Here is a 26134-nt window from a genome sequence, read left to right on the forward strand (position 1 = left end):
CGTGGCGCGGGGCCTTCCGCATGTCTGCGACACTGGTACGGCCATGCCTAAGCCCGGAGAACTCACTTTCGCCGTGCCGCGTGGGGCCAAGAAGCCCCCGCGGCACCTCGCCGACCTCACACCCGCCGAGCGCCGCGAGGCCGTCGCCGCCCTCGGGGAGAAGCCCTTCCGGGCCGGTCAGGTGTCGCGTCACTACTTCGCCCGCTACACCGACGACCCCGCCCAGTGGACCGACGTACCGGCCGCCGCGCGCGAGAAGCTCGCGGCCGAGCTGCTGCCGGACCTCATGAGCGTGGTGCGGCACATCAGCTGCGACGACGACACCACCCGCAAGACCCTGTGGCGGCTCTTCGACGGCACGCTCGTCGAGTCCGTGCTGATGCGCTACCCGGACCGGGTCACCATGTGCATCAGCTCCCAGGCGGGCTGCGGCATGAACTGCCCGTTCTGCGCCACCGGCCAGGCGGGTCTGGACCGCAACCTGTCGACCGCCGAGATCGTGCACCAGATCGTCGACGGCATGCGGGCGCTGCGCGACGGGGAGATCCCGGGAGGCCCGGCCCGGCTGTCCAACATCGTCTTCATGGGCATGGGCGAACCGCTGGCCAACTACAACCGGGTCATCGGCGCCATCCGCCGGCTCACCGACCCCGAGCCGGACGGCCTCGGTCTGTCCCAGCGCGGGATCACCGTCTCGACCGTGGGGCTGGTCCCGGCGATGCTGCGGTTCGCCGACGAGGGCTTCAAGTGCCGGCTCGCGGTGTCCCTGCACGCGCCCGACGACGAGCTGCGCGACACCCTCGTCCCGGTCAACACCCGGTGGAAGGTGCGCGAGGTCCTGGACGCGGCGTGGGAGTACGCGGAGAAGTCGGGCCGCCGGATCTCCATCGAGTACGCCCTGATCAAGGACATCAACGACCAGGCGTGGCGCGCCGATCTGCTCGGCAGGCTGCTCAAGGGCCACCGGGTGCACGTCAATCTCATCCCGCTCAACCCGACGCCCGGCTCCAAGTGGACGGCGTCCCGGCCCGAGGACGAGAAGGCGTTCGTGGCGGCCCTGGAGGCGCACGGGGTACCGGTGACCGTCCGGGACACCCGGGGGCAGGAGATCGACGGGGCGTGCGGCCAGCTGGCGGCCACGGAGCGCTGACCACCGGCTGATACGGTGCCTTCGCACTACCGTCGCGCGACCGTCCCGCGACGACGCACAAATGAACATTCCGACAGGGGAGCGCGAGAGCGCTGAGAGTGCGGCCCGGCCGCAGACCCTCCAACCTGATCCGGGTCATACCGGCGTAGGGAGTCAGCCCAGCATGAACAGCCATCTTCGGCGTGCCGTCACCGCCGCCCTCGTGACCTCCCTCGGCGCCGGCGTCCTCGCGGGCTGCGGTGGGGGCGCGGCGGACGGCAAGGACTCCAAGACCGTCACCCTGGTCTCGCACGACTCGTTCGCGGCGTCCAAGGCGGTCCTCAAGGAGTTCACCCGCGAGACCGGCTACAAGGTGCGGGTGCAGGCCGGTGGTGACGCGGGGGCGGCCGTCAACCAGGCGATCCTGTCCAAGGACCATCCGCAGGGCGATGTGTTCTTCGGCGTCGACAACACCCTCCTCTCCCGCGCGCTGGACAACGACCTGTTCACGCCGTACGAGGCGAAGGGGCTGGACAAGGTCCCCGCGGCCTTCCAGCCCGACCGGGCGAGGCACCGTGTCACACCGGTCGACTACGGCGACATCTGCGTCAACTACGACCGCGCCTACTTCGCGCGCGAGAAGCTGGCGCCGCCCAGGACGTTCGCCGATCTGACCAAGCCCGCGTACAAGAACCTGCTGGTCACCGAGAACGCCGCCACCTCGTCCCCCGGCCTCGCCTTCCTGCTCGGCACCGCCGCCCGCTACGGCGACCACGGCTGGCGGGACTACTGGAAGAAGCTGCGGGCCAACGGCGTCGAAGTGGTCGACGGCTGGGAGCAGGCGTACTACGACCGCTTCTCCGGCTCGGCGGGCGGCGCCAAGGGTGACAAGCCGCTCGTCGTCTCGTACGCCTCCAGCCCGCCCGCCGAGGTGGCGGACGCGAAGTCGAAGCCCGCCAAGGCCCCGACCGGGGTGGCGGAAGGGACCTGCTTCCGGCAGACGGAGTTCGCCGGGCTGCTGAAGGGCGGGGGCAACACCAAGGGCGGCAAGGCGCTGCTGGACTTCCTGCTGACCAAGCGCTTCCAGGAGGACGTACCGCTGAACATGTACGTCAATCCGGTGCGCGAGGACGCCAAGCTGCCGGAGGTCTTCACCCGGTACGGGGTCAAGGTCGCCGACTCGGCCACCCTGCCGCCACGGAAGATCGCCGAGAACCGTGAGCCGTGGGTCAAGGCATGGTCCTCGCTCGTTCTGTGAAGCCCGCCGCGGCCGGCCGCGGCGGGCCGCGCGGCGCCGCCCTGCGGCTGGCTTTGATGGCAGTGCCGCTCGCCTTCTTCGCCGTCTTCTTCGCGTATCCGGTGGCCGCGATCGTCACCCGAGGGCTGCGCACGGGCGGCCGGTGGCGGCTCGGACGGATACCCGAGGTGCTGGGCGACCCGTCCGTCCTGCACACCCTGTGGTTCACCGGCTGGCAGGCGGCGGCCTCGACCGGGCTGACGCTGGTGGTCGCGCTGCCCGGCGCGTATGTCTTCGCCCGCTTCGCCTTCCCCGGCAAGGGGCTGCTGCGCGCCGTGGTGACAGTGCCGTTCGTGCTGCCGACCGTGGTCGCCGGATCGGCGTTCCTGGGGTTGCTCGGGCGCGGCGGCCTGCTGGACGAGCTGTGGGGGATACGGCTCGACACCAGCGTCTGGGCGATCCTGCTGGCCCATGTCTTCTTCAACTACGCGGTGGTGGTCCGCACCGTCGGCGGGCTGTGGGCGCAGCTCGACCCGCGTCAGGAGGAGGCCGCCCGGGTGCTCGGCGCGAGCCGCCTCGCGGCCTGGCGCCGGGTCACCCTGCCCGCGCTGGGCCCCGCCGTGGCCGCCGCCGCGCTGATGGTCTTCCTGTTCACGTTCACCTCCTTCGGCGTGATCCAGATCCTCGGCGGCCCGCGCTACGCCACCCTGGAGGTGGCCATCTACCGGGAGACCGCGCAGCTGCTCGACCTGCCGACGGCCGCGGTGCTGACCCTCGTCCAGTTCGCGGCGGTCGCGGCCGTCCTCGCCCTGCACGCCTGGACCGTACGCCGCCGGGAGGGCGCCCTGCGGCTCGTCGACGCCGCCCGGACCGCGCGCCGCCCCCAGGGCCCGGCGCAGTGGGGGCTGCTCGCGGGGGTGCTGGCCGTCGTCGCGCTGCTGATCGTGCTGCCGCTCGTGGTGCTGGTGGAGCGCTCGCTCCACGGGCCGGACGGCTACGGATTCACGTACTACCGGGCGCTCGCATCCGCGGCCGACAGCGGCGGCACGTTCTTCGTGGCCCCCGTGGACGCCATCGGCAACTCTCTCCAGTACGCGGCCGTCGCCACCGTTTTCGCCCTGCTCGTGGGCGGACTGGCCGCCGCCGCGCTCACTCGCAGGGCCGGGCGGCTCGTCCGGGGTTTCGACGCGCTGCTGATGCTGCCGCTGGGCACCTCCGCCGTCACCGTCGGCTTCGGGTTCCTCATCGCGCTCGACGAACCCCCGCTGGACCTGCGCTCCTCCTGGCTCATCGTGCCGCTCGCCCAGGCCCTGGTGGGCGTGCCCTTCGTCGTGCGCACCCTGCTGCCCGTGCTGCGGGCCGTGGACCACCGGCTGCGGGAGGCCGCCGCCGTGCTCGGCGCCTCCCCGCTGCGCGCCTGGCGGGAGGTGGACCTGCCGCTGGTGGGGCGGGCGCTGGCGGTCGCGGCGGGTTTCGCGTTCGCCGTATCGCTCGGCGAGTTCGGGGCCACGGTGTTCATCGCCCGCCCCGACCTCCCCACCCTTCCGGTGGCCGTCGCGCGCTTCCTGGGCCGCGCGGGACAGCTCAACTACGGGCAGGCGATGGCGCTGAGCACGATCCTGATGCTGGTGTGCGCCTGCTCCCTGCTGGCCTTGGAGCGCATCCGCACCGACCGCTCGGGGGAGTTCTGAATGGGGGAATCCTGATGACGCCGCCGCTGCTGCGTCTGGACGAGGTGACGGTCCGCTACGGCCGCCACGACGCGCTGGACGCCGTCGAGCTGGAGGTCGCCGAGCACGAGACGGTCTGTGTGCTGGGCCCCAGCGGCAGCGGCAAGTCCACCCTGCTGCGCGTGGTGGCCGGGCTCCAGCGCGCCGCCTCCGGCCGGGTGTGGCTCGCGGGCCGCGACCAGAGCGGCATACCCACCCACCGGCGCGGGGTGGGGCTGATGTTCCAGGACCACCAGCTCTTCCCGCAGCGCGACGTGGGCGGCAACGTCGCCTTCGGACTGCGGATGCGGGGGGCCGGGCGCGCGGAGACGGACCGCCGGGTCGCCGAACTGCTCGATCTGGTCGGGCTGCCCGGCGCGCAGCGGCGGCCGGTCGACTCGCTGTCCGGCGGTGAGCAGCAGCGCGTCGCACTCGCCCGCGCGCTGGCGCCCCGGCCGCGGCTGCTGATGCTGGACGAGCCGCTGGGCCAGCTCGACCGCGGGCTGCGGGAGCGGCTGGTGGTGGAGCTGCGGGAACTGTTCGCCCGGTTGGGCACCACGGTCCTCGCCGTCACCCACGACCAGGGCGAGGCGTTCGCGCTCGCCGACCGGGTCGTGGTCATGGAGGACGGGAGGATCGCGCAGTCCGGCACCCCGCTGGAGGTGTGGCAGCGCCCCGCGAACGAGTTCGTCGCCCGCTTCCTGGGCTTCGACAACGTGGTCGAGGCGACCGCGCACGGCGAGTACGCCGACACGGTGTGGGGCAAGCTGCCCGTGCCGCCCGGCTCCCCGCCGGGCCCGGTCCGGCTCCTCGTCCGCCCGGCCGGGGTTCGGCTCACGGCCCCCGAGGACGGCCTGCCCTGCACGGTCGCGGCCCGTACCTTCCGCGGCGACCATGTGGCGCTCATCCTCCAGCCGTCCCAGGGCCCGCGCCTGGAGGCGTCCTGTGCGCTGCGGGACGCCCCGGAGGCGGGGGAGCGGGTCGGGGTGGCCTTCGACGCCGCGGACGTGGTGGTGCTCGGTTCGTCCCGGTTCGGCTCACCCCGGCTCGGTTCGCCGTAGAAAAGTTCAGCCCGTCGGCCAGGCGCTCAGCCCGTCAGGGAGGCGAGCGCGTCCGGGGCCTCGTCCACCGAGTCCACCAGCGCGATACGGGCCTTCATCGGCCGTCCCTCCGCGAGCGCTTCGAGCAGCGGCCAGGCGGGCAGCCGGCGCGTCCAGTGGTCGCGGTCCACCAGCACCATCGGGGTCGGCTCACCGCGCGACTCGTAGTAGTTCGGCGTGGCGTTGTCGAAGATCTCCTGAAGGGTCCCGGCGGCGCCGGGCAGGAAGACGACGCCGGCGTTCGAGCGGGCCAGCAGCCCGTCCTCGCGGGTCGCGTTGGCGAAGTACTTGGCGATGTGCGAGGCGAAGGCGTTCGGCGGCTCGTGCCCGTAGAACCAGGTCGGTATCCCGACCGACGCGCCGCCGTCCGGCCACCGCTCCCGCACCGTGAACGCGGCCCCGGCCCAGGCGCCGACCGACGGGCGGAACGAGGGCTCCCGGGCGAGGAGTTCCAGGGCCTCCTTCAAGGCCGCGTCCGGAAGCGGCGCCGTGTAGGCGCCGAGATTGGCTGCCTCCATCGCGCCCGGGCCGCCGCCCGTCGCGACCGTCAGCCCGGACCGCGCCAGCGTCTGTCCGAGCCGGGCGGCGCCCGCGTACCCCTCGGAGCCGCGCTCCAGCGCGTGCCCGCCCATCACGCCCACCACCCGTGCACCGGCGAGCAGTTCGTCCAGCGCGTCGGAGACCGCGTCGTCGTGGATCGAGCGCAGCATCGAGGAGAAGATGTCGCCGTCCGCCTTGGTCCGCTGGAACCAGGCGTAGGCGCGCGCGTCCGGCGTGCCCGCGTATCCGTCCACCCCGTCGTCCAGGCCCTCGAACAGCTCGGCCGCCGTGTAGAGGGCGCCGCGGTACGGGTCGAACGGCAGGTCCGGCACGGGCGGGAAGACCAGCGCGCCCCGCGCCCGCACCCGCGCCGCGGCCTCCGGCTCCATCGGACAGCCGAGGAAGACCGCCCGGTCGGTGTCGGTGGACAGCAGCGCGGACGTACGGGCCGTCAGGTCGACGGACTGGACCCGGTATCCGGCCAGGGTGCCGCGGGCGACGACCTGGTCGAACTCCTCCAGGGACTCTATTTCGACGTCGGGTGCGGTGGGCGCGGGGGTGTCTGCGTCATCGGTCTGCACGGCGTCATGCTAATCACATCGAACGCCGGTGCGGTCAGCGATGGGTGAACGGCATCGTCGTCAACTGGGCCACGCCCCACACCACCGGCGCCAGCAGGAGCAGCAGGGCCACACCGCGCGTCACGGCCGCGCCCCGCAGCAGACGGGCCGACGCGCCGAGGCGCAGCAGCGCGGCCGTGGTGCGCCGGCGCGCGCTCCGCGCTTCCAGCGCCGCGTTGAGCACCGCGATGAAGGCGCACATCAGGACCAGGGCCACGCCCAACTCGGTGAGCGGGCCGAAGGAGTGGGCGCCGGGGCGGCCGTGGGTCGCCTCGTGCAGCCGCAGCGCTCCGTACAGCCCGGAGGCGACCGCGCACAGCACCCCCACCGGACGCCCGATCAGCCCCGCCTCCTGCTGCAGCATCCGCCCCGCCAGCAGCCGCAGCGGGCCCGGCCGGCCCGCGGCCAGCAGCCGGCCGCAGCCGTGCACGAGCCCGGGCCCGGCCAGGATCAGCCCGGCCACCGTCAGCGCCCAGCCGCCCACCACCTCGGGCGCGCTGCCGCCGAACCGCCCGGACAGCGACACCAGGGCGGCGGAGGACGGATGCGCGCCGCGCCCCGCGTACGCCCCCAGCGCGAGCCCCGCCGTGGTCAGCGCCACGCCCCACGGCAGGGCGGACGCCGCGCGGTGCGGAGGCGGGGTGAGCGGGCCGGTCGCCACGGTGGGGAGGGCGGGCCGTACCGTACGGGCCTCCGCCCCGGCCCCCGGCTGCCGGGGCCACAGCCCCGCCGCGCTCGCCGTGCCCGCCACCACCGGTACGACGGCCACCAGCGTGACCGCCCCGACCAGCGGCAGCGGCCCGTCCCCGCCGAGCGCGCGGTCCGCCGCGCCGCTGCCCGCCCACAGCAGCCACGCGCCGCCCACATCGCCGCGCAGATGCAGGAAGGCCAGCAGCGCCAGCGCGCTCCCGGCCGCGCAGGCCGTCGCCGTCACGGCGCCCGCCAGCAGCGCCAGCCGGGCCGGGCCGAGCCCGGCTGCGGCGAACCCGGCGCCCGGCCGGGTGCTGGGGTCGGCACGGGCGACCGACATGGCCAGCTGCACGGTCGCGGCCAGCGGGACGACGCACCACAGCAGCCGCGCGAGCGCCCCGTCGGGGTCGGCCGGGTGGCTCGCCGCGAACCCCAGGGCGGACAGCAGCAGGAAGCTCACGCCCGCCGCCGCGACGGCCACCAGGGACCGTCGCAGCAGGACCAGCGGGTGGGAGCCGCGGGCTAGGCGGAGGCTGAGCACGCCGCGATGCCCTCCGCGTCGGGGGACGCCGCCGGGTCCACCAGGCGGCCGTCCAGCAGGGTCACGGTGCGGTCGGCGAGCGTGGCCACCTCCGGGTCCTGGGTGGCCAGTACGACGGTGAGGCCGTGCGTACGGGCCGCCGAGGTGAGCGCCCGCAGCACCTGGGCGCGGTCGGCGCGGTGCAGCGGCGCGGTGGGCTCGTCCGCGAACAGCACGCTCGGTGTGGAGGCCAGCGCCCGCGCGATCGCGACCCGCTGACGCTGCGACTGCAACAGCGCGCCGGGGCGCGACCCCGCGCACTCGGCGACGTCGAGCCGCTCCAGCCACTCGCACGCCGCGCTCTTCGCGGCGCGCCGCCCGGTGCCGCGCAGCATCAGCGGCAGCGCGGCGTTCTCCCATCCGGTCAGCTCCGGCACGAGCTGTGGCTCGGTGTCGATCCAGCCGAAGTGGTCGCGCCACAGCCGCTCGCGGCTCAGCGGGGCGAGGGAGTGCACGGCGGTGTCCTTGAACCAGACCTCGCCGTGCTCCGGGACGAACTGGCCCGACAGGCACTTGAGGAGTGTGGTCTTCCCGCAGCCACGGGGGCCGGTCACCGCCAGGATCTCGCCCTCGCGGGCACCGAGGGAGACGCCGGCGAGGGCGGGCGAGCCGTCATGGGCGTACGACAGGGTGCGTGCCCGGAGCACGTCGTCCGGCGGAGCCACCATCCAGAGCACCTCGCCTTACCTGCGATCGACTCGTTCCCCCGACGGGGTGAACGAGACCGGAGCCAATGGGTCACTGGCACGGTAAGGACTCCGGCCGGGGCCGGTGCCTGAGGCTCGGCCGGGTGTGGGCCCAGTTCCTCCGATCAGCCCTGGTGCGGTGGCCGATCGGGTTCTTCGAGGTGGGTGGGCGCGAACATGCGCAGCCGGGCGGGGAGCACGACGACCGAGGGGCCCGGCGCGGCCAGCGCCGCCGCCAGATCGGTGCGCAGCCGGTCGGGTGCCGTCCGTACGGCCGGTACGCCGAAGGACTCGGCGAGCGCCGCGAAGTCCGGGCGGGCCAGCTCGGTGGCTGTCGCCTCGCCGAAGGCGTCCGTCATGTACTCGCGCAGGATCCCGTAGCCGCCGTCGTCCACGATCAGCCAGGTCACCGGCAGGTCGTACTGGCGGGCGGTGGCGAGTTCGGCGATCGAGTACATGGCCCCGCCGTCGCCCGACACGGCCAGCACGGGCCGCCGCCGCGTACGGTCCGCGGCGGCGGCCCCCAGCGCGGCGGGCAGCCCGTAGCCGAGGCCGCCCGCGCCCTGCGCGGAGTGCGTCGCGCCCGCCCGCGGGTCGAACGCGGACCACGCCCAGTACGCGAGGATCGTCATGTCCCAGAAGCTGGCCGCGTCATCGGGCAGGGCCTCCCGTACGGCGCCCAGGACCTGCTGCTCCAGGTCCAGGTCCTGCGCCGCGATCCGCTGCCGCACACGGGCCAGCAGGGCGGCCGCGGTGGCGGCGCCGGTCGACTCCGGGCGGGGGGTGACTTCGCTCAAGAGGGCGGTCAGGGCAGGCTTCGCGTCGGCGTGGATGCCGAGGGCGGGGTGGTTGGACTCCAGCTTGCCGAGGTCGGCCTCGATCTGGATGACCTGACCGCGGGGGCGGAACGTGTGGTAGTTGGACGACAGTTCGCCGAGCCCGGAGCCGGCCACGAGCAGGACGTCCGCGCCCTCCAGAAGGTCGGTCGTGTGCCGGTCCTCCAGCCAGGACCGGAGGGAGAGCGGATGGTCCCAGGGGAACGCGCCCTTCCCGCCGAACGTGGTGGCCACGGGGGCGTCCAGGCGCTCGGCCAGCGCGCGCAGTTCCTCGCACGCCCCCGCGCGCACAACCCCGCCTCCGGCGAGGATCACGGGGCGCTCGGCCGCGCCCAGGAGCCGTGCGGCCCGTTCCATGAGTTCCGGCCGGGGCGGCAGCGGGCGCGGTGCGGCCGGCAGCGTGGTGACGGGCGGTACGGAGGTGGGGGCCAGCAGGACGTCCTGTGGTATCTCCAGCCACACCGGGCCCGCCGGTGCCTCCAGGGCGGACGCCCAGGCGGCGGCGAGGGCGGACGGGATCTGCGAGGCCGTACGGACGGTGTGGACGGACTTGACGATGTCGCGGAACGACGCCTTCTGGTCGACCAGTTCATGCAGATATCCCTTGCGGCCGCCGCCGAGCCCCGGGGTGGGCACCTGGCTGCCGATCCCCAGCACCGGCGCGGACGCCGCGGCCGACTCCTGCAGCGCCGCCAGCGTCATGAGCGCGCCGGGGCCGGTGGACACCAGCAGCGGGGCGACGGTGCCGGTGACGCGGGCGAAGGCATCGGCCGCGAACCCCGCGTTGTTCTCCACGCGCAGCCCTACGTAGTCGAGGCCGGAGCGGCGCAGGGCGTCGAAGGCGCCGAGCGCGTGCTGCCCGGGGAGTCCGAAGACGGTGGTCGCGCCGAGCGCGGCGAGGGATTCGACGACGAGATCGCCGCCGTGGCGCTCGCCCTGTGCGGTGCGCATGGGTGCCCTTTCGTGCGGGTGCGGGTTGCTAGGGATGGGCCGGGGCGGGCTCCGGGGCGGGCTCCGGGGCCGGGTCGCCGGCCAGGCGGCGGTGCCAGGTGTCCAGGACCGCGGCGTCCGTCGGCTTCGTGGCCAGGCTCACCGCCACGTACGCCACGAGCGAGGCCAGCAGGCCGATGTAGATGGGCTCGCTGGCGAGGATGCCCTTCCCGACCATGAGCCCGATCACCGTCAGACCGCCCACGGCCACCGAGGCCAGCGCCCCCGCACCCGTGCCGCGCTTCCACAGCAAGCCGCCCAGGATCGGCATCAACAGCCCGCCGACCAGTACGTTGTAGGCGACGGTCAGCGCCTCGACGACGTTGTTCAGCGCGATCGAGACACCGACCACCGTCAGGCCCATGACGAGGATGAACAGACGGTTGCCCGCGATCTCGTCGTGCGAGGCGGTGGCGGGGCGGCCCCGGAGGCGGGCCCAGATGTCGTTGTTCGCGACCGTGGCGCAGGCGATGAGCGCGCCGGAGGAGGTCGACATCACCGCCGACAGGGCCGCGGCCAGGACGAGCCCCTTGACGCCGATCGGAAGCGCGTCCTTGACGATCGTCGCGAACGCGTCGTCGGGGGAGCCGAGATGCGGGTAGAGAACCTTGGCCGCCGTGCCGATGACCGCGCCGGCGACCGCGTACGCCAGACAGTACGTACCGGCCGCGGTGCCGCCGAGGCGGGCCACCTTGTCGTCGCGGGCGGTGAAGACGCGCTGCCAGATGTCCTGGCCGATGAGCATGCCGAAGGAGTAGATGAGCACGTAGGTGAAGACCGTCTGGGCGCCGATGCCCATGGGGGAGAAGTAGCCGGCCGGCAGTTCGGCCTTCATCGCCGCGAAGCCGCCCGCCTTGACGACGGCGATCGGCAGCAGGAGGAGCAGCACGCCGACGGTCTTCACGACGAACTGCACCATGTCGGTGAGCGTGATCGACCACATGCCGCCGAGCGTGGAGTAGCAGATCACGATGGCCCCGCCGAGCACGATCGCCACCACCCGGTCGAGACCGAAGATCACATCGAAGATGGTGGCGTAGGCGATGGTCGAGGTGACCGCGAGCATGAGGGTGTACGCCCACATGACGATGCCCGAGATCAGCCCGGACGATCCGCCGTAGCGCAGGTCCAGCATCTGGCTGACCGTGTACACCTTGAGGCGGGCGATGCGCGCCGAGAAGAAGACGGACAGCGCCAGCAGGCCGAAGCCGATGGTGAGGACCATCCAGGCGCCCGAGAGCCCGTAACTGTAGCCGAGGCCGACGCCGCCGATGGTGGAGGCGCCGCCGAGGACGATCGCGGCCATCGTTCCGGAGTACATGGCCGGGCCCAGGCGTCGGCCCGCGACCAGGAAGTCGCTGGTGGAGGTGGCGCGGCGCATGCCCCACCAGCCGAGCGCGAGCATGCCCGCGAGATAGACGACGATCACCGTGTAGTCGACAGCGGTCATGGTGGGGCTCCTCACGGTGGGACGGTGACCGCGACCCTAGGCTGTCGCCGAGGAGGCCGGGAAGTGTACGTTTCCTCCACTCGTGGATTCCGGGATGGAGGAAACGGCCATGCCGCCGACCGTGCCCGTACCCCTCACCGTCCTGCTGGACCACCCCCGCCTCGGACTGCGGCAGATCGCCGGGCCGCGCGGGGAGGCGCCGGTGTACCTGGTGCACACCAGCGAGATGGAGGATCCGGTTCCGTATCTTCTCGGCGGTGAACTGCTGCTCAGCGCCGGTGTGCACGGCCCGGAGGCGACGGACGCGTACTGGGACCGCTATGTGGCCCGCACGGTCGAGGCGGGCGCCACGGCGCTGGGATTCGGTATCGCGCCGGTGCACCAGGAGATGCCGCGGGCGCTGGCCGAGGCGTGCGACCGGCACGGGCTGCCGCTGGTGGAGGTGCCACGCGAGACGACGTTCGCGGCTGTCGCGAGCGCCGTGTGGGACGCCATGGCCGAGCGCCGCCACCAGGAGCTGCGGCGGATCACGGAGGTGCAGCAGTCGCTCGCGGCGGCCGCCGCGCGGCCCCATCCGGTACCGGCCGTGCTGCGCCAACTCGCGCGCCATCTGGGCGGATGGACGGTGCTGTACGGGCCGGACGGGAGGGAGCTGGCGGCGGCCGGTCCCCGGCCGTCCCAGCAGGCGCGCGCCGCGCTCGGCTCGCTGGCCGCCCGGCTGCGGGCGGGCCCGGCCTCGGCCGCCGGCACGGCGGACGGGGCCTCCTTGAGCGCCTACGGTCTCGGCGGGCCGGAACACCCGCTCGCCCTCGGGGTGTGCGCGCCGCGCCGCGACGCGGCGGAGAGCGCGGTCGTGGGGGTGGCCATGGTGCTGCTCGCCCTGCTGACCGGACGGGCGACGGCCGACGCGGGGACCGAACGCACGGCGCTGGTACGGCTGATGCTCGGCGCCCAACCGGCCGACGTCGCGGGGCTGCTGAGCGGTGCGGAGGTGTGGACCGTCGTGCGCGGGCGGCGCCGCGGCCGCGGCGGGGACCACGGGCCGCTGGCCGTGGCGGCGCTCTCCGCCGGGCTCGGTACGCCCCTGGTCGACCTGGACGGGGACGACCTGTGCGCCCTGGTGCCCGGCGCCGCGGAGGTACGGGCCCAGCCCGGCTGGACGCTCGGCGCCGGGGCGCCGGTGTCCGCCGCCGGGCTGGCACACGCCGGAGCCGACGCGGCGCGCGCCCTGCGCCGCGCGGTCGCGGAGCGACGGCCCGTGGTACGGCACGCCCCGGCGCGGCGCGGCGTCGTCTCGCTGGTCGACCCGTCCGAGGCCGAGGCCCTGGGCCGCGCCCGGCTCGCCCCGCTGGACGGCGCGCCGGCGCTGCGCGAGACGCTGCGGACGTGGCTGTCGCTGCACGGCAGCTGGGACCGTACCGCGGTGGCCCTGGACATCCACCGCAACACGGTCCGCCAGCGCATCGCCCGCACCGCCGCCCTGCTGGAGGCGGACCTGGGCGACGCGGACGTACGGATGGAGCTGTGGTTCGCCCTCAAGTGGGGATGACCCCCACCGAGCAGCGGCCCGACGCCCGGGCCTGCCCGCACCCTCCCGCGCGCGACGCCGCGCCCACCGCCCGGCGCGCGCCTGGAGCGCCCCGGCTACGGCGGTTCAGCGGCGGAGCCCCACGCCGGGGCCCCGCCGGATGCCGGAGGCCGCCGAACCCGGGGCCCGGGGCCGTGCGCCCGCGAACGGTGGCCCGGGCGATGTGCCCACAGGCGGGAGTTCGGCGTCCGGGCCCCGGACGCGAGACGCCGCCGGATCCCGGGCCGGGGCGTGGCGTCGCGTGGCCGGGGTCCAGGCGGAGCCCCTGGGTTCGGGAAGGGGGGGGGGGAACGCGCCGCCGCCCGGTCAGAGCTTCGCCCACGCCTCCGTCAGCACACCCCTGAGCACCTGCTCGATCTCGTCGAACAGCGCCTGGTCCGCGATCAGCGGCGGGGCCAGCTGGACGACGGGGTCGCCGCGGTCGTCGGCCCGGCAGTAGAGGCCGTTGTCGTACAGCGCCTTGGAGAGGAAGCCGTACAGGACGCGCTCGGTCTCCTCGTCGTCGAAGGACTCCTTCGTGGCCTTGTCCTTCACCAGCTCGATGCCGTAGAAGAAGCCGTTCCCCCGGACGTCGCCGACGATCGGCAGATCGTGCAGCCGCTCCAGGGTCGACCGGAACGCGGCCTCGGTGTCCAGCACATGCCGGTTCAGCCCCTCGCGCTCGAAGATGTCGAGGTTGGTGAGGGCCACCGCGGCCGAGACGGGGTGGCCGCCGAAGGTGTAGCCGTGCAGGAAGGTGTTGCCGTCCCGGTAGAAGGGCTCGGCGAGCCGGTCGGAGACGAGGCACGCGCCGATCGGGGAGTAGCCGGAGGTCATGCCCTTCGCGCAGGTGATCATGTCCGGGACGTAGCCGAACTTGTCGCACGCGAACATCGTGCCCAGCCGCCCGAACGCGCAGATGACCTCGTCCGAGACGAGCAGGACGTCGTACTGGTCGCAGATCTCGCGCACCCGCCGGAAGTACCCGGGCGGCGGCGGGAAGCAGCCGCCCGCGTTCTGCACCGGCTCCAGGAAGACCGCGGCGACGGTGTCCGGGCCCTCGAAGAGGATCTGCTGCTCGATCTGGTCGGCGCACCAGCGGCCGAACGCCTCGGGGTCGTCGCCGTGGATCGGAGCCCGGTAGATGTTGGTGTTGGGCACCTTGTGCGCGCCGGGGACCAGCGGCTCGAAGGGGGCCTTGAGCCCGGGCAGACCGGTGATCGACAGGGCGCCATGGGGGGTGCCGTGGTAGGCCACGGCGCGGGATATGACCTTGTGCTTGGTGGGCTTGCCGGTCAGCTTGAAGTACTGCTTGGCCAGCTTCCAGGCGGTCTCGACCGCCTCGCCGCCGCCGGTGGTGAAGAAGACCTTGTTGAGGTCGCCGGGCGCGTAACCGGCCAGGCGCTCGGCCAGTTCGACGGCCTTGGGGTGGGCGTAGCTCCACACCGGGAAGAAGGCCAGTTCCTGCGCCTGCTTGTACGCGGTCTCCGCGAGTTCGACGCGCCCGTGCCCGGCCTGCACCACGAACAGCCCGGCCAGGCCGTCGATGTAGCGCTTGCCCTGATCGTCGTAGATGTACGTGCCCTCGCCGCGCACGATCGTCGGCACGGGGGCGTTCTCGTACGACGACATGCGGGTGAAGTGCATCCACAGATGGTCGTACGCCGTCTTGGAGAGGTCCGCGCTCATGGCTATCTCGTTCCCCAGGTGTAGGTCTGCTTACGGAGCTTGAGGTAGACGAAGCTCTCGGTGGAGCGCACGCCGGGAAGGGTCCGGATCCGCTTGTTGATCGTTTCGAGGAGGTGGTCGTCGTCCTCGCAGACGATCTCGATGAGGAGATCGAAGGAACCCGCGGTGACGACCACGTACTCGACCTCGTCCATGGCGGTCAGCGCGTCCGCGACCGGGTCGAGATCGCCCTCGACGTTGACCCCGACCATCGCCTGGCGCCGGAACCCCACGGTGAGGGGGTCGGTGACGGCGACGATCTGCATCGCGCCCTGGTCGAGCAGCTTCTGCACCCGCTGCCGCACGGCCGCCTCGGACAGGCCCACGGCCTTGCCGATGGCGGCGTACGGGCGCCGGCCGTCCTCCTGGAGCTGTTCGATGATCGCCAGGGACACGGAGTCGATCGACGGCGTGCCGTTCTTGTCAGGTGTGGCCACGACCCTCACTGTGCACGAGCCTCGACGGTCTGGCAACCCTCGATCAATGAATTCCGTTGTTCGAAGGGTTTTAAATCACTGATTCCGTTGTTCTGGTGTGGCGGGTATGTTGAAAGCGTCGTCCTCGCGACTAGGGTGGTGTCTCACCCATCGGACAGCCGACAGGAGGGGTCGTACGTGACCACCGAACTGCGTCGTTTGCGCAACTACATCGACGGGGAGTTCCGGGACGCCGCGGACGGGCGCACCACGGAGGTGGTCAACCCGGCCACGGGCGAGCCGTACGCCACGGCGCCACTGTCCGGAGCGGCGGACGTGGACGCGGCGATGAACGCGGCCGCGGCCGCGTTCCCGGCCTGGCGGGACCTGGTGCCCGGCGAGCGGCAGAAGGCCCTGCTGAAGATCGCCGACGCCTTCGAGGCGCGGGCGGAAGAGCTGATCGCGGTCGAGTCGGAGAACACCGGCAAGCCGATCGGGCTCACGCGGGACGAGGAGATCCCGCCGATGATCGACCAGATCCGTTTCTTCGCGGGCGCCGCGCGGATGCTGGAGGGCCGTTCGGCCGGTGAGTACATGGAGGGGCTGACCTCCATCATCCGCCGCGAGCCGATCGGGGTGTGCGCGCAGGTCGCGCCGTGGAACTACCCGATGATGATGGCCGTGTGGAAGTTCGCGCCGGCGCTGGCGGCGGGCAACACGGTCGTCATCAAGCCCTCCGACACCACCCCGGCCTCCACCGTGCTCTTCGCCGAGATCATCGGCGGGGTGCTGGCGGAACTGGGCCATCCGCAGGGCGTCTTCAACGTCATCTGCGGCGACCGTGAGACCGGGCGGCTGATGGTCGAGCACGACGTGCCCGCCATGGCGTCCATCACCGGTTCGGTGCGGGCCGGTATGCAGGTCGCCGAGAGCGCGTCAAAGGACCTCAAGCGGGTCCATCTGGAGCTGGGCGGCAAGGCGCCGGTCGTGGTCTTCGAGGACAGCGACATCGCCAAGGCTGTCGAGGACATCTCGGTCGCGGGCTTCTTCAACGCGGGCCAGGACTGTACGGCGGCCACCCGCGTGCTCGTCCACGAGTCGATCCACGACGAGTTCGTGACCGCCCTGGCCAAGGCCGCCGCGGACACCAAGACCGGCGCCCCGGACGACGAGGACGTGCTGTTCGGCCCGCTCAACAACGCCCACCAGCTGGCCCAGGTCAGCGGCTTCATCGAGCGGCTGCCCGCGCACGCCAAGGTCGAGGCGGGCGGTCACCGGGTCGGCGAGAAGGGTTTCTTCTACGCGCCGACCGTGGTCTCCGGGCTCAAGCAGGACGACGAGATCGTCCAGCACGAGGTCTTCGGCCCGGTCATCACCGTCCAGCCGTTCTCCGACGAGGCCCAGGCGGTCCAGTACGCCAACGGCGTGGAGTACGCGCTCGCCTCGTCGGTGTGGACCAAGGACCACGGCCGCGCGATGCGGATGTCCAAGGCCCTGGACTTCGGCTGCGTCTGGATCAACACCCACATCCCGCTGGTCGCGGAGATGCCGCACGGCGGATTCAAGAAGTCCGGTTACGGCAAGGACCTGTCGGCGTACGGGTTCGAGGACTACACCCGCATCAAGCACGTGATGACGTCGCTGGGTTGATGCCTGGTAAGGGCCTTCGGGTCAGCGGCGGCCGAGCAGGGCGCAGAGGGTGCCGATGCGGTTCGTGGTGATCGCGTCGGCACCCGCCCGCAGCAGCCGCGCCATGGAGCGGCGGGTGTCGGCGGTCCAGGCGGAGACCAGCAGACCGTCGGCGTGGGCGCGTGCGACGAGGGCGGGGGAGACCAGGCCGAAGCGGTAGTTCAGCCAGCGTGGCCGCAGATCGGCCAGCAGGGTGGGCCGTGGCGGCGCGAGGGTCGTCCAGGTCAGGGAGATCTCGGCGCCGGGGTCCGCGCGGCGGACGCGGCGCAGCGCGGACAGCCCGCCGCAGTAGTACACCCGGTCCGCGGCCCCGGCCTCGCGCACCTCGGCGACGGCCGCGAGGGCGGCCGACGCGTCGGGCAGGTCGATCAGCAGCCGGGCCCCGCCGGTCGCGGCGAGCGCGTCGCGCAGCGTGGGTATGCCCCCGCCGGACAGCCGCCGCACCTCCTCGGCGGTCAGCGCGGACAGCGGCCGGTCGTGCCCCCACAGCCGCTTGAGGGTGGCGTCGTGGAGGAGGACCGGGACGCCGTCGCGGGTCAGCCGTACGTCGATCTCCACGGCGCCCGCCCCCGCGCGCACCGCCGAGCCGACCGACGCCAGGGTGTTCTCGCGGTGGGTGTACGGATCGCCGCGGTGACCGACCGGGATGAAGGCCGAGCCCACCGCCGTCATCCGCCCGCGGCCGCCGTGTACGCGTCGATCTCGGCGGCCAGCCGCGCCTTGTCCGGCGCGTCCAGGAAGGACGCCTCGACGGCGTTCTTCGCGAGGGTCGCGACACCCGCCGCGTCCAGGTCGAGCAGCCGGGCGGCGACCGCGTACTCGGTGTTGAGGTCGGTGCCGAACATCGGCGGGTCATCGCTGTTGATGGTGACCAGCACCCCGGCCTCGACCATCCGCTTGACCGGGTGCTCGTCGAGGGTGGCGACCGCGCGGGTGGCGATGTTGGAGGTGGGGCAGACCTCCAACGGTATGCGGTGCTCCGCGAGATGGGCGAGCAGCTTCGGGTCCTGGACGGCGCTGGTCCCGTGGCCGATCCGCTCGGCGCGCAGCTCGGTGAGGGCGTCCCAGACCGTCTGCGGGCCGGTGGTCTCGCCCGCGTGCGGAACGCTGTGCAGCCCGGCGGCGATGGCGCGGTCGAAGTACGGTTTGAACTGCGGGCGCGGCACACCGATCTCGGGCCCGCCGAGGCCGAAGGAGACCAGCCCCTCGGGGCGCAGGTCGCAGGCGATGCGGGCGGTCTCCTCGGCGGACTGCAGCCCGGCCTCGCCGGGGATGTCGAAGCACCAGCGCAGCACGGTGCCGAACTCGGCCTCGGCGGCCTTGCGGGCGTCCTCGATAGCCTCGGTGAACGCGGTGTCCGGAATCCCGCGCCGGGTCGAGCTGTAGGGGGTGACGGTCAGCTCGGCGTAGCGGATGTTCTGCCGGGCCATGTCGCGGGCGATCTCGTAGGTGAGCAGCCGCACGTCCTCGGCGTCGCGGATCAGGTCCACCACGGAGAGGTAGACGTCGATGAAGTGGGCGAAGTCACGGAAGACGAAGTAGTCGGCCAGCGCCTCCGGATCCGTGGGCACCTTGGAGTCCGGGTGGCGGGCGGCCAGCTCGGCCACGATGCGCGGGGACGCCGAACCGACGTGGTGGACATGCAGCTCCGCCTTGGGCAGTCCGGCGATGAAGGCGGTGAGATCGGTCAACGAGAACCTCCGGGTGACGGCCGCCGGCGGCGGGCTCCGGCCATCGTAGATGCGCCGGGCACGGGGCGGTGTTCGCAGGCCGTAGCATGGGCGGACATCGCTGTGGGGGAGATACATGGCTGACCAGCCCGACCAGCACCACCAGCAGCGGCAGCCGGAGCCGCGCGACCACGACCCCTGGGCCCCGCCGGCCCGGCGGACGTCCCTGGACAAGCCGCCGTCCCGGCCCTCGGTGGCCGAGCAGCAGACGCTCACCTCCCTGCCCACGGGGCCGCCCGCCCCGCCCCCGCCGCCCGTGCCGGGCCCGCCGCCTCCCGTCCCCGGGCCGCCGCCCGCCGCACCGGGCCCGCCCCCGGGCGGCGCCACCCTGCCGGGCGCGGTGCCCCCGCCGCCGCCCGCCCCGACCGGGCCGGGCACCCCGAGCGCCTACCAGGCCGGGCCGTACGGCACCGGCGGCTACGCCCAGCCGGTGCCGTACGGCGGCCAGGCCCCGTACGGCGCCGGGCCCGGCTACGGCTACGGTTACCCCGGCGCGGCGTACCCCGCCTACCCCGGCGGCGCCTACCCGGGCGCGGGCTACGGCCAGGGCTGGCAGCCGGGTATGACCCATATGCCGGACAACGGCACCGGCACGGCCGCCCTGGTGCTCGGCATCGTCGGGCTGGTCTTCTTCGCCAGCGTCGTGCTGGGCATCATCCTCGGCGTCCTCGCGATCATCTTCGGGGTGCTCGGCCGCGCCAAGGCGGGCCGGGGCGAGGCGACCAACGGCGGCTCGGCCCTCGCCGGGCTCATCCTCGGTGCCGCCGCCGTGGTGGCGGGCGTGGCGATGATCTTCGTCTATGTCGCGGCCGCGAACCACGACAGCTCGGGCGACTCCGATGACTCCGGCTACGCGGACATGTCGGTGGTGCGGGTGGTCCCGTCCGCCGATATGAGCCGCTGACGCGCCTCCATCAGTGCGAACCCCAGGAGATTGAGCCCCCGCCAGCGGACCGGATCCGCCGCCCGCTCGTCGTCCGCCGCCAGTCCGATGCCCCATATGCGGTCCACCGGGCTGGCCTCCACCAGCACCCGGGAGTTGGTCCCCAGCAGATAGCCGCGCAGCGGCGGGTGCTGCCCGAACTTGTGCACGCTGCCCTCGACGACCAGCGCGAAGCGGTGCGCCCGCCACCGCGCCTCGTCGAAACCGCGCACCGAACGCCCCGCGTCCTTGGCCTGCTTGGGGTGCGAGGCGGTCAGCGCCCGCCGCTCGGCCTCCACATCGCCGAACAGCCGCGCCTTCCCGGCCATCATCCAGTGCTCGGCGGTCGGGTAGGTGATGTCGGCCACCTCGAACGGCGCGGGCCACCACTGGCTGAAGCACCCCGCGCCCACGCCACCGTCGCGCCGCGGCCGATGGCCCCAGAAGCGCACGTACTTGAAGGCTTCGCCGCGTGCGGTCCGGTCCACCAACTCCTCGACCGACCGCGGGCTGCCGTCCGGCTCGGCCGGTACCGTCACCCCGTTCGTTTCCATGTCCCGGATTCTCGCAGCCGACGCTGACAGCGCACGGGCTCCGAAGCCGGTCACCCTCCCAGCGTCGTCACCGAATCCGTCGAGAAACCAAAAAGCGGCAACGGAATCCCTTGTTGAAGTGGGGTAGCTCTGTCAGTATCAGCCTCCAATTCCGGTTGGAGCTACGCCGCCTTCCCCCTCGGAGGGAGGTCCGGCGGAGGAGACCAGGCGATGGATCAGCGATGCGGTCCGACGGAGCGGCGGTTCGCCGAGGGGGCACAGCGTATGGAGTCACGGCACGAGCCCGAGAGCCTGTCCGCGCCGCAGCTCGCCGCGATCCGGCGCAGTGTGACCGGCGGCCGCATGGCGCTGAGCCGTCGTGGGCTGCTGCGCGCGGGTGGCGCCGGAGCGTTCGCCGTCGGCGGGCTCGGGGCGCTCAGCGGCTGCGGTATCCCGCCCGCCGGGCGCACCGGCGCCGCCGGCGCCGCCGACGACCACTCCGCCGAGGAGAAGCGAGTCGACTTCTCCAACTGGACCGAGTACATGGACCAGACCAAGGGCGGCCACCGCCCGACCCTGGAGGCGTTCCGGCGCCGCACCGGCATCACGGTGAAGTACACCGAGGACATCAACGACAACGTGGAGTTCTTCGGCAAGATCAAGCCGCAGCTCGCCGCGGGCCAGGACACCGGGCGCGACCTCATCTGCGTCACCGACTGGCTGGCCGCCCGGATGATCCGGCTCGGCTGGGTGCAGACCCTGGACGCGGCCAACCTGCCCCACGCCTATACGCACCTGGCGGCGGAATTCCGCGATCCGGACTGGGATCCGGGCCGCGCCCACTCCTATCCCTGGACCGGCATCCCCGCCGTCATCGCATACAACAAGAAGGCCACCGGCGGCCGCAGCGTCACCTCCGTCTCCCAGCTCCTCGAGGACCCCCGGCTGAGGGGACGGGTCGGCCTGCTCACCGAGATGCGCGACACCGTCGGGCTGACCCTTCTCGACATGGGCAAACGGCCCGAGGACGTCACCGCAGACGACTTCGGCGCGGCGATCGCCCGCCTCCAAAAGGCGTCCGACCGCGGCCAGATCCGCCGCTTCACCGGCAACGACTACACCGGCGACCTGACCCGGGGCGATCTCGCCGCCTGCATGGCCTGGGCCGGGGACCTCATCCAGCTCCAGGCCGACAACCCGGAGATCGAACTCGCCGTCCCCGACGCCGGTTACATGACCGCCACCGACAACCTGCTGATCCCGGCCAAGGCCCGTCACAAGAAGAACGCCGAACGGCTCATCGACTACTACTACGAGCCCGAGGTCGCCGCGAAGGTCGCCGCCTACATCAACTACGTCTGCCCGGTCGACGGCGTACGCGCCGAACTCGCGAAGATCGATCAGGCGCTGGCGGACAACCCGCTGATCCTCCCCGACGAGGAGATGGCCGCCAAGTCCCATGCCTTCCGCTCCCTGTCGAGCAAGGAAGAGACGGCGTTCGAGGACGCGTTCGCCAAGCTCACCGGCGCCTGACGGCCTGACACGCGAGGATGCCCACCCCATGACCCAGCCCACCACCACCGGCGGCGACGTCCGGCTCGACGGGATCGGCAAGACCTACGGGTCCTTCACCGCCGTCCACCCGCTGGACCTGCACATACCCGCCGGCTCCTTCTTCGCCCTGCTCGGCGCCTCCGGCTGCGGCAAGACCACCACCCTGCGCATGATCGCCGGACTGGAGGAGCCCACCACCGGCACCATCCGGCTCGCCGGGGAGGACATCACGGCCCTCCCGCCGCACCGGCGGCCGGTCAACACCGTCTTCCAGAGCTACGCCCTCTTCCCGCACCTCGACATCTACGAGAACGTCGCCTTCGGGCTGCGCCGACGCGGCATCAAGTCCGTCAAGAAGCAGGTCGGGGAGATGCTGGACCTCGTCCAGCTCGGCGACCTCGCCCGCCGCAAGCCCCAGCAGCTCTCCGGCGGCCAGCAGCAGCGCGTCGCCCTCGCCCGCGCGCTGATCAACCACCCCAGGGTGCTGCTCCTCGACGAGCCGCTGGGCGCGCTCGACCTCAAGCTGCGCCGCCGGATGCAGCTGGAACTGAAGCGCATCCAGACCGAGGTCGGCATCACGTTCGTCCACGTCACCCACGACCAGGAGGAGGCCATGACCATGGCCGACACGGTCGCGGTGATGAACGGCGGCCGCGTCGAGCAGCTGGGCGCCCCGGCCGAGCTGTACGAGAGCCCGGGCACCACCTTCGTCGCCGACTTCCTGGGCACCTCCAACCTCATCGATGCCGAGATCACCGACAAGAGCGGAGGCGACCTCCTGCTCACGGCCGCCGGAGGCCGCCTCACCCTGCCCGTCGGGCGATGCCGCGCGGCCGTCCGCACCGGCGCCACGGTGCTGGTCGGGGTGCGCCCCGAGAAGATCTCCCTCACCCCCGCCGAGGACTCCGGCACCGTCCCCGCGACCCGCAACCGGATGACCGGCCGCATCGCGGCCGCCGGCTTCATCGGCGTCTCCACCCAGTACGTCGTGACCACCCCGGACGGCGCCGAACTGGCCATCTACGAGCAGAACATCGAGCGCGACCCCCGGCTCGCCCCCGGCGCCGAGGTCGTCCTGCACTGGAACCCGGCCCACACCTTCGGCCTCGACCCGGCCCAGGGCACCGCCGCGGGCAACGGCTCCGGTGAGGAGGCGGCGTGACGGCCACGGAGACGCGCGACACGGCCCCCGCGGCGCGTGCCACACCCCGCAAGATGCCCCGCAAGATGCCCCGCAAGACGTCCGTACGCAAGCGGCTGGTGCCCTACTGGCTGCTGCTCCCCGGCATCCTGTGGCTGCTGGTCTTCTTCGCGGCCCCGCTCGTCTACCAGGCGTCGACCTCCGTCCAGACCGGCTCCCTCGAAGAGGGCTTCACCGTCACCTGGCACGTCCAGACCTACTGGGACGCGCTCACCGAATACGCCCCGCAGTTCCTGCGCTCGGTGCTGTACGCGGCCACCGCCACCGTGCTGTGCCTGCTGCTCGGCTACCCGCTCGCGTACCTCATCGCCTTCCGCGCGGGCCGCTGGCGCAATCTGCTCATGATCCTCGTCATCGCGCCGTTCTTCACCAGCTTCCTGATCCGCACGCTCGCCTGGAAGACGATCCTGGCGGACGGCGGCCCGGTGGTGGGGGCGCTGAACTCCCTGCACATCCTTGACGTGACCAGCGGTCTGGGGATCACCGAGGGGCAGCGGGTGCTGGCCACCCCGCTCGCCGTCGTCTGCGGGCTGACGTACAACTTCCTGCCCTTCATGATCCTGCCGCTCTACAGCTCCCTGGAACGCATCGACGGCCGGCTGCACGAGGCCGCCCGCGACCTCTACGCCCGCCCCAGCACGGTCTTCCGCAGGGTCACCTTCCCGCTGTCCATGCCGGGCGTGGTCGCGGGCACCCTGCTCACCTTCATCCCGGCCGCGGGCGACTACATCAACGCCGAGCTGCTGGGCTCCACCGACCAGAAGATGATCGGCAACGTCATCCAGTCGCAGTTCCTGCGGGTACTCGACTACCCGACGGCCGCCGCGCTGTCCTTCCTTCTCATGGCGGCGATCCTCGCGATGGTCACCGTCTACATCCGCAAGGCGGGGACGGAGGATCTCGTCTGATGGCCCTCATGCCCCTCATCCGCTGGATACGGCGCAACCTGGTGGTCCTCGCGGGGCTCGCCACCCTCGCGTACCTGATCCTGCCGAACGTCGTCGTCCTGGTGTTCTCGTTCAACAAGCCGAACGGCCGCTTCAACTACGCCTGGCAGCGGTTCTCCACCGACGCCTGGACCGATCCGTGCGGCGTCGCCGACCTGTGCGGCTCCCTCGCGCTGAGCCTGCGGCTCGCGGTGTGGGCCACGCTCGGCGCGACCGTCCTCGGCACCATGATCGCCTTCGCGCTGGCCCGCTACCGCTTCCGGGCCCGCCCCGCCGTCAACAGCCTGATCTTCCTGCCGATGGCGATGCCCGAGGTCGTCATGGCCGCCTCCCTCGCCACGCTCTTCCTCAACATGGGCGTCGGCTTCGGCTTCTGGACGATCCTCATCGCCCACATCATGTTCTGCCTGAGCTTCGTCGTCACCGCCGTCAAGGCGCGCGTCATGAGCATGGACCCCCGGCTGGAACAGGCCGCCCAGGACCTCTACGCCTCCCCGGCGCAGACCTTCCTGCGCGTCACCCTGCCGATCGCCGCGCCCGGCATCGCCGCCGGTGCGCTGCTGTCCTTCGCGCTCTCCTTCGACGACTTCATCATCACCAACTTCAACGCCGGATCCACCGTGACCTTCCCCATGTTCGTGTGGGGATCCGCGCAGCGCGGCACCCCCGTCCAGATCAACGTGATCGGAACGGCGATGTTCGCCCTCGCGGTGCTGTGCGTCCTCGCCGGTCAACTGGCCGGCGCCCGCCGAAAGAGGAGCTGACCACCATGGCCGCAGACGCCATGCCCCGCTCTCCCGGAGGCAGCGACGCTCCCGGACCGCCCGTCCTGGAAGCCCTCGCCGACGTCGCCTACACCCCGTACTGGCTGGACGACCCCGGACGGCCCCGCCCGAACCCCGCCCTGGTCGGCGGCGAACGCTGCGACCTCCTCGTCATCGGGGGCGGCTACAGCGGACTGTGGACCGCCCTGACCGCCAAGGAGCGCGACCCCGGCCGCGACGTGGTCCTGGTCGAGGCCCAGGAGTCCGGCTGGGCCGCCTCCGGCCGCAACGGCGGCTTCTGCGCCGCCTCCCTCACCCACGGCCTCGGCAACGGCGCCGCCCGCTGGCCCCACGAACTGGCCGCACTGGAACGGCTCGGCCACCGCAACCTCGACGCCATCGAAGCCGCCGTCGCCCGCTACGCCATCGACTGCGACTTCGAGCGCACCGGCGAGATCGACGTCGCCACCCGGCCCCACCAGATCGCCGAACTGCGCGAAACCGCCACCCGGGCCGCCGCGCTCGGCATCACCGAGCCCCGGTTCCTGGACCGCGACGCGGTGCGCGCCGAGGTCGACTCGCCCACCTTCCTCGCCGGGCTGTGGGACCACCGGGGCGTGGCCATGCTGCACCCCGCCAAGCTCGCCTGGGGCCTGAAGCGGGCCTGCGCCGAGCTGGGCGTACGGATCTACGAACACACCCCCGCCGAGCAGCTGAGCCGCGCCGGAACCGGCACCCCCGGCATGCTGGTGCGCACCCCCTACGGCCGGGTACGGGCCCGGCGGGTCGCCCTCGCCACCAACGCCTTCCCGGCCCTGGTACGCCGCGTCCGCCCGTACATCGTCCCCGTCTACGACCACGCCCTGATGACCGAGCCGCTGACCGGCGCCCAGCTCGCCGCGATCGGCTGGCGGCGACGGCAGGGCCTCAGCGACACCGCCAACCACTTCCACTACTTCCGCATCACCGCCGACCACCGCGTCCTGTGGGGCGGCCACGACATCGTCTACCGCTACGGCGGCGGGGTGCGCGCCGAATACGACCACCACCCGGCCACCTACCGCACCCTCGCCCAGCACTTCTTCCGCTGCTTCCCGCAGCTGGAGGGCGTCCGGTTCAGCCACGCCTGGGGCGGCGCGATCGACACCTGCTCCCGCTTCTCCGCGTTCTTCGGCAGCGCACACGGCGGACGCGTCGCCTACGCCCTCGGCTACACCGGCCTCGGCGTCGGCGCGAGCCGCTTCGGCGCCGAGGTGATGCTCGACCTGCTGGCCGGGGACCACACCGAGCGGACCCGACTGGAGATGGTGCGCAGCAAGCCGCTGCCGTTCCCGCCGGAACCGGTCCGCTGGGCGGGGATCGGCCTCACCCAGTGGTCGATGAGCCGGGCCGACGCCAACGGAGGACGGCGCAACCTGTGGCTCAAGGCGATGGACCGGATGGGGCTGGGCTTCGACAGCTGAGGTCCCTCTGCCCGCTCAAGGACTCCTGACAGAAGTGGTGGACTTACCCGGTC

General features: G+C 72.7%; 22 protein-coding genes and 1 riboswitch. Of the genes, 12 read left to right on the top strand and 10 right to left on the bottom strand.

The genetic code is table 11. The features are described 5' to 3' along the window. The first annotated feature begins 43 nt into the window (after positions 1-43). The 4 genes from rlmN to ASC60_RS30975 all read left to right on the top strand — a co-directional run bounded on the left by rlmN (position 44) and on the right by ASC60_RS30975 (position 5136). A complete protein-coding gene (rlmN, locus tag ASC60_RS30960) occupies positions 44-1150 on the top strand; it encodes a 23S rRNA (adenine(2503)-C(2))-methyltransferase RlmN (protein ID WP_055556773.1) in 1107 nt (368 codons plus the stop codon). Positions 1151-1215: 65 nt separating this feature from the next. Next, positions 1216-1319: riboswitch (TPP riboswitch) on the top strand. Further along, the gene (locus tag ASC60_RS30965; RefSeq protein ID WP_055556775.1) at positions 1314-2387 is read left to right on the top strand and encodes a thiamine ABC transporter substrate binding subunit; all 1074 of its coding nucleotides are present in this window, start codon (positions 1314-1316) and stop codon (positions 2385-2387) included. Its footprint overlaps the riboswitch before it by 6 nt. Positions 2388-2443: 56 nt before the next feature. Next, complete coding sequence (locus ASC60_RS30970) at positions 2444-4057, top strand: iron ABC transporter permease (RefSeq protein ID WP_055556918.1); 1614 nt, start codon at positions 2444-2446, stop codon at positions 4055-4057. Positions 4058-4071: 14 nt separating this feature from the next. Beyond that, positions 4072-5136, top strand: coding sequence for an ABC transporter ATP-binding protein (locus ASC60_RS30975; protein ID WP_055556777.1), 1065 nt, complete (start codon positions 4072-4074; stop codon positions 5134-5136). Positions 5137-5162: 26 nt separating this feature from the next. Here ASC60_RS30975 and ASC60_RS30980 read toward each other — a convergent pair whose 3' ends face one another. The 5 genes from ASC60_RS30980 to ASC60_RS31000 form a co-directional block, all read right to left on the bottom strand. Continuing rightward, positions 5163-6296, bottom strand: a complete 1134-nt coding sequence (locus tag ASC60_RS30980; RefSeq protein ID WP_055556779.1) for an LOG family protein — start codon at positions 6294-6296, stop codon at positions 5163-5165. Positions 6297-6330: 34 nt separating this feature from the next. Beyond that, entirely contained in the window at positions 6331-7566 is a 1236-nt protein-coding gene (locus ASC60_RS30985) for a hypothetical protein (RefSeq protein WP_055556781.1), read from the bottom strand. Continuing rightward, positions 7548-8273: an ABC transporter ATP-binding protein gene (locus tag ASC60_RS30990; protein WP_055556920.1), complete on the bottom strand. Its 726-nt coding sequence runs from the start codon at positions 8271-8273 to the stop codon at positions 7548-7550. Before ASC60_RS30990 ends, ASC60_RS30985 begins: the two co-directional genes overlap by 19 nt. Positions 8274-8416: 143 nt before the next feature. After that, positions 8417-10078 (bottom strand): thiamine pyrophosphate-binding protein, encoded by a 1662-nt coding sequence (locus ASC60_RS30995; RefSeq protein ID WP_055556783.1) that lies wholly within the window; start codon positions 10076-10078, stop codon positions 8417-8419. Between the two features lie 28 nt (positions 10079-10106). Beyond that, entirely contained in the window at positions 10107-11567 is a 1461-nt protein-coding gene (locus ASC60_RS31000) for a sodium:solute symporter (protein ID WP_055556785.1), read from the bottom strand. A gap of 109 nt (positions 11568-11676) precedes the next feature. Between ASC60_RS31000 and ASC60_RS31005 the strand changes: the two genes are divergently transcribed. Further along, a complete protein-coding gene (locus tag ASC60_RS31005) occupies positions 11677-13116 on the top strand; it encodes a PucR family transcriptional regulator (protein WP_234357209.1) in 1440 nt (479 codons plus the stop codon). A gap of 345 nt (positions 13117-13461) precedes the next feature. Here ASC60_RS31005 and ASC60_RS31010 read toward each other — a convergent pair whose 3' ends face one another. Then, on the bottom strand, positions 13462-14823 hold the full coding sequence (locus ASC60_RS31010; RefSeq protein WP_055556790.1) for an aspartate aminotransferase family protein: 1362 nt from the start codon (positions 14821-14823) through the stop codon (positions 13462-13464). A gap of 2 nt (positions 14824-14825) precedes the next feature. Further along, positions 14826-15299, bottom strand: a complete 474-nt coding sequence (locus tag ASC60_RS31015; RefSeq protein WP_055556792.1) for an Lrp/AsnC family transcriptional regulator — start codon at positions 15297-15299, stop codon at positions 14826-14828. A gap of 177 nt (positions 15300-15476) precedes the next feature. On the opposite strand from ASC60_RS31015, the gene ASC60_RS31020 reads away from it, so the two are divergent. Beyond that, positions 15477-16928, top strand: a complete 1452-nt coding sequence (locus tag ASC60_RS31020) for a gamma-aminobutyraldehyde dehydrogenase (protein ID WP_055556794.1) — start codon at positions 15477-15479, stop codon at positions 16926-16928. 21 nt (positions 16929-16949) lie between these two features. Here the strand turns inward: ASC60_RS31020 and ASC60_RS31025 are convergent, their stop codons facing one another. Beyond that, positions 16950-17639, bottom strand: a complete 690-nt coding sequence (locus ASC60_RS31025) for a glycerophosphodiester phosphodiesterase (RefSeq protein ID WP_055556796.1) — start codon at positions 17637-17639, stop codon at positions 16950-16952. Beyond that, positions 17636-18775, bottom strand: coding sequence for an adenosine deaminase (locus tag ASC60_RS31030; protein WP_370592986.1), 1140 nt, complete (start codon positions 18773-18775; stop codon positions 17636-17638). The genes ASC60_RS31025 and ASC60_RS31030 overlap by 4 nt, the downstream gene beginning before the upstream one ends. On the opposite strand from ASC60_RS31030, the gene ASC60_RS31035 reads away from it, so the two are divergent. Further along, positions 18774-19601 carry a DUF4190 domain-containing protein gene (locus tag ASC60_RS31035; RefSeq protein WP_055556800.1) on the top strand — a complete coding sequence of 276 codons (828 nt, stop codon included), beginning with the start codon at positions 18774-18776 and terminating at the stop codon, positions 19599-19601. The genes ASC60_RS31030 and ASC60_RS31035 overlap by 2 nt on opposite strands. Here ASC60_RS31035 and ASC60_RS31040 read toward each other — a convergent pair. Next, positions 19547-20173: an NADAR family protein gene (locus tag ASC60_RS31040; RefSeq protein ID WP_055556802.1), complete on the bottom strand. Its 627-nt coding sequence runs from the start codon at positions 20171-20173 to the stop codon at positions 19547-19549. The two genes, ASC60_RS31035 and ASC60_RS31040, sit on opposite strands and share 55 nt — an antisense overlap. A 264-nt stretch (positions 20174-20437) precedes the next feature. Here ASC60_RS31040 and ASC60_RS31045 point away from each other — a divergent pair, with 264 nt between their 5' ends. From ASC60_RS31045 to ASC60_RS31065, 5 genes are read left to right on the top strand one after another with little or no spacing between them, the layout of a single operon-like run. Continuing rightward, positions 20438-21685: a spermidine/putrescine ABC transporter substrate-binding protein gene (locus ASC60_RS31045; protein WP_055556804.1), complete on the top strand. Its 1248-nt coding sequence runs from the start codon at positions 20438-20440 to the stop codon at positions 21683-21685. Between the two features lie 28 nt (positions 21686-21713). Next, a complete protein-coding gene (locus ASC60_RS31050) occupies positions 21714-22868 on the top strand; it encodes an ABC transporter ATP-binding protein (RefSeq protein ID WP_055556806.1) in 1155 nt (384 codons plus the stop codon). Between the two features lie 53 nt (positions 22869-22921). Further along, a complete protein-coding gene (locus tag ASC60_RS31055) occupies positions 22922-23815 on the top strand; it encodes an ABC transporter permease (protein WP_055556922.1) in 894 nt (297 codons plus the stop codon). Positions 23816-23823: 8 nt separating this feature from the next. Then, positions 23824-24618 carry an ABC transporter permease gene (locus ASC60_RS31060; protein ID WP_055556924.1) on the top strand — a complete coding sequence of 265 codons (795 nt, stop codon included), beginning with the start codon at positions 23824-23826 and terminating at the stop codon, positions 24616-24618. Between the two features lie 5 nt (positions 24619-24623). After that, positions 24624-26081 (top strand): FAD-dependent oxidoreductase, encoded by a 1458-nt coding sequence (locus tag ASC60_RS31065; RefSeq protein ID WP_079038735.1) that lies wholly within the window; start codon positions 24624-24626, stop codon positions 26079-26081. The last annotated feature ends 53 nt before the right edge of the window (positions 26082-26134 follow it).

Origin of the sequence: Streptomyces sp. NBRC 110028, assembly GCF_001417735.1 — a bacterium.
Classification (GTDB): domain Bacteria; phylum Actinomycetota; class Actinomycetes; order Streptomycetales; family Streptomycetaceae; genus Streptomyces.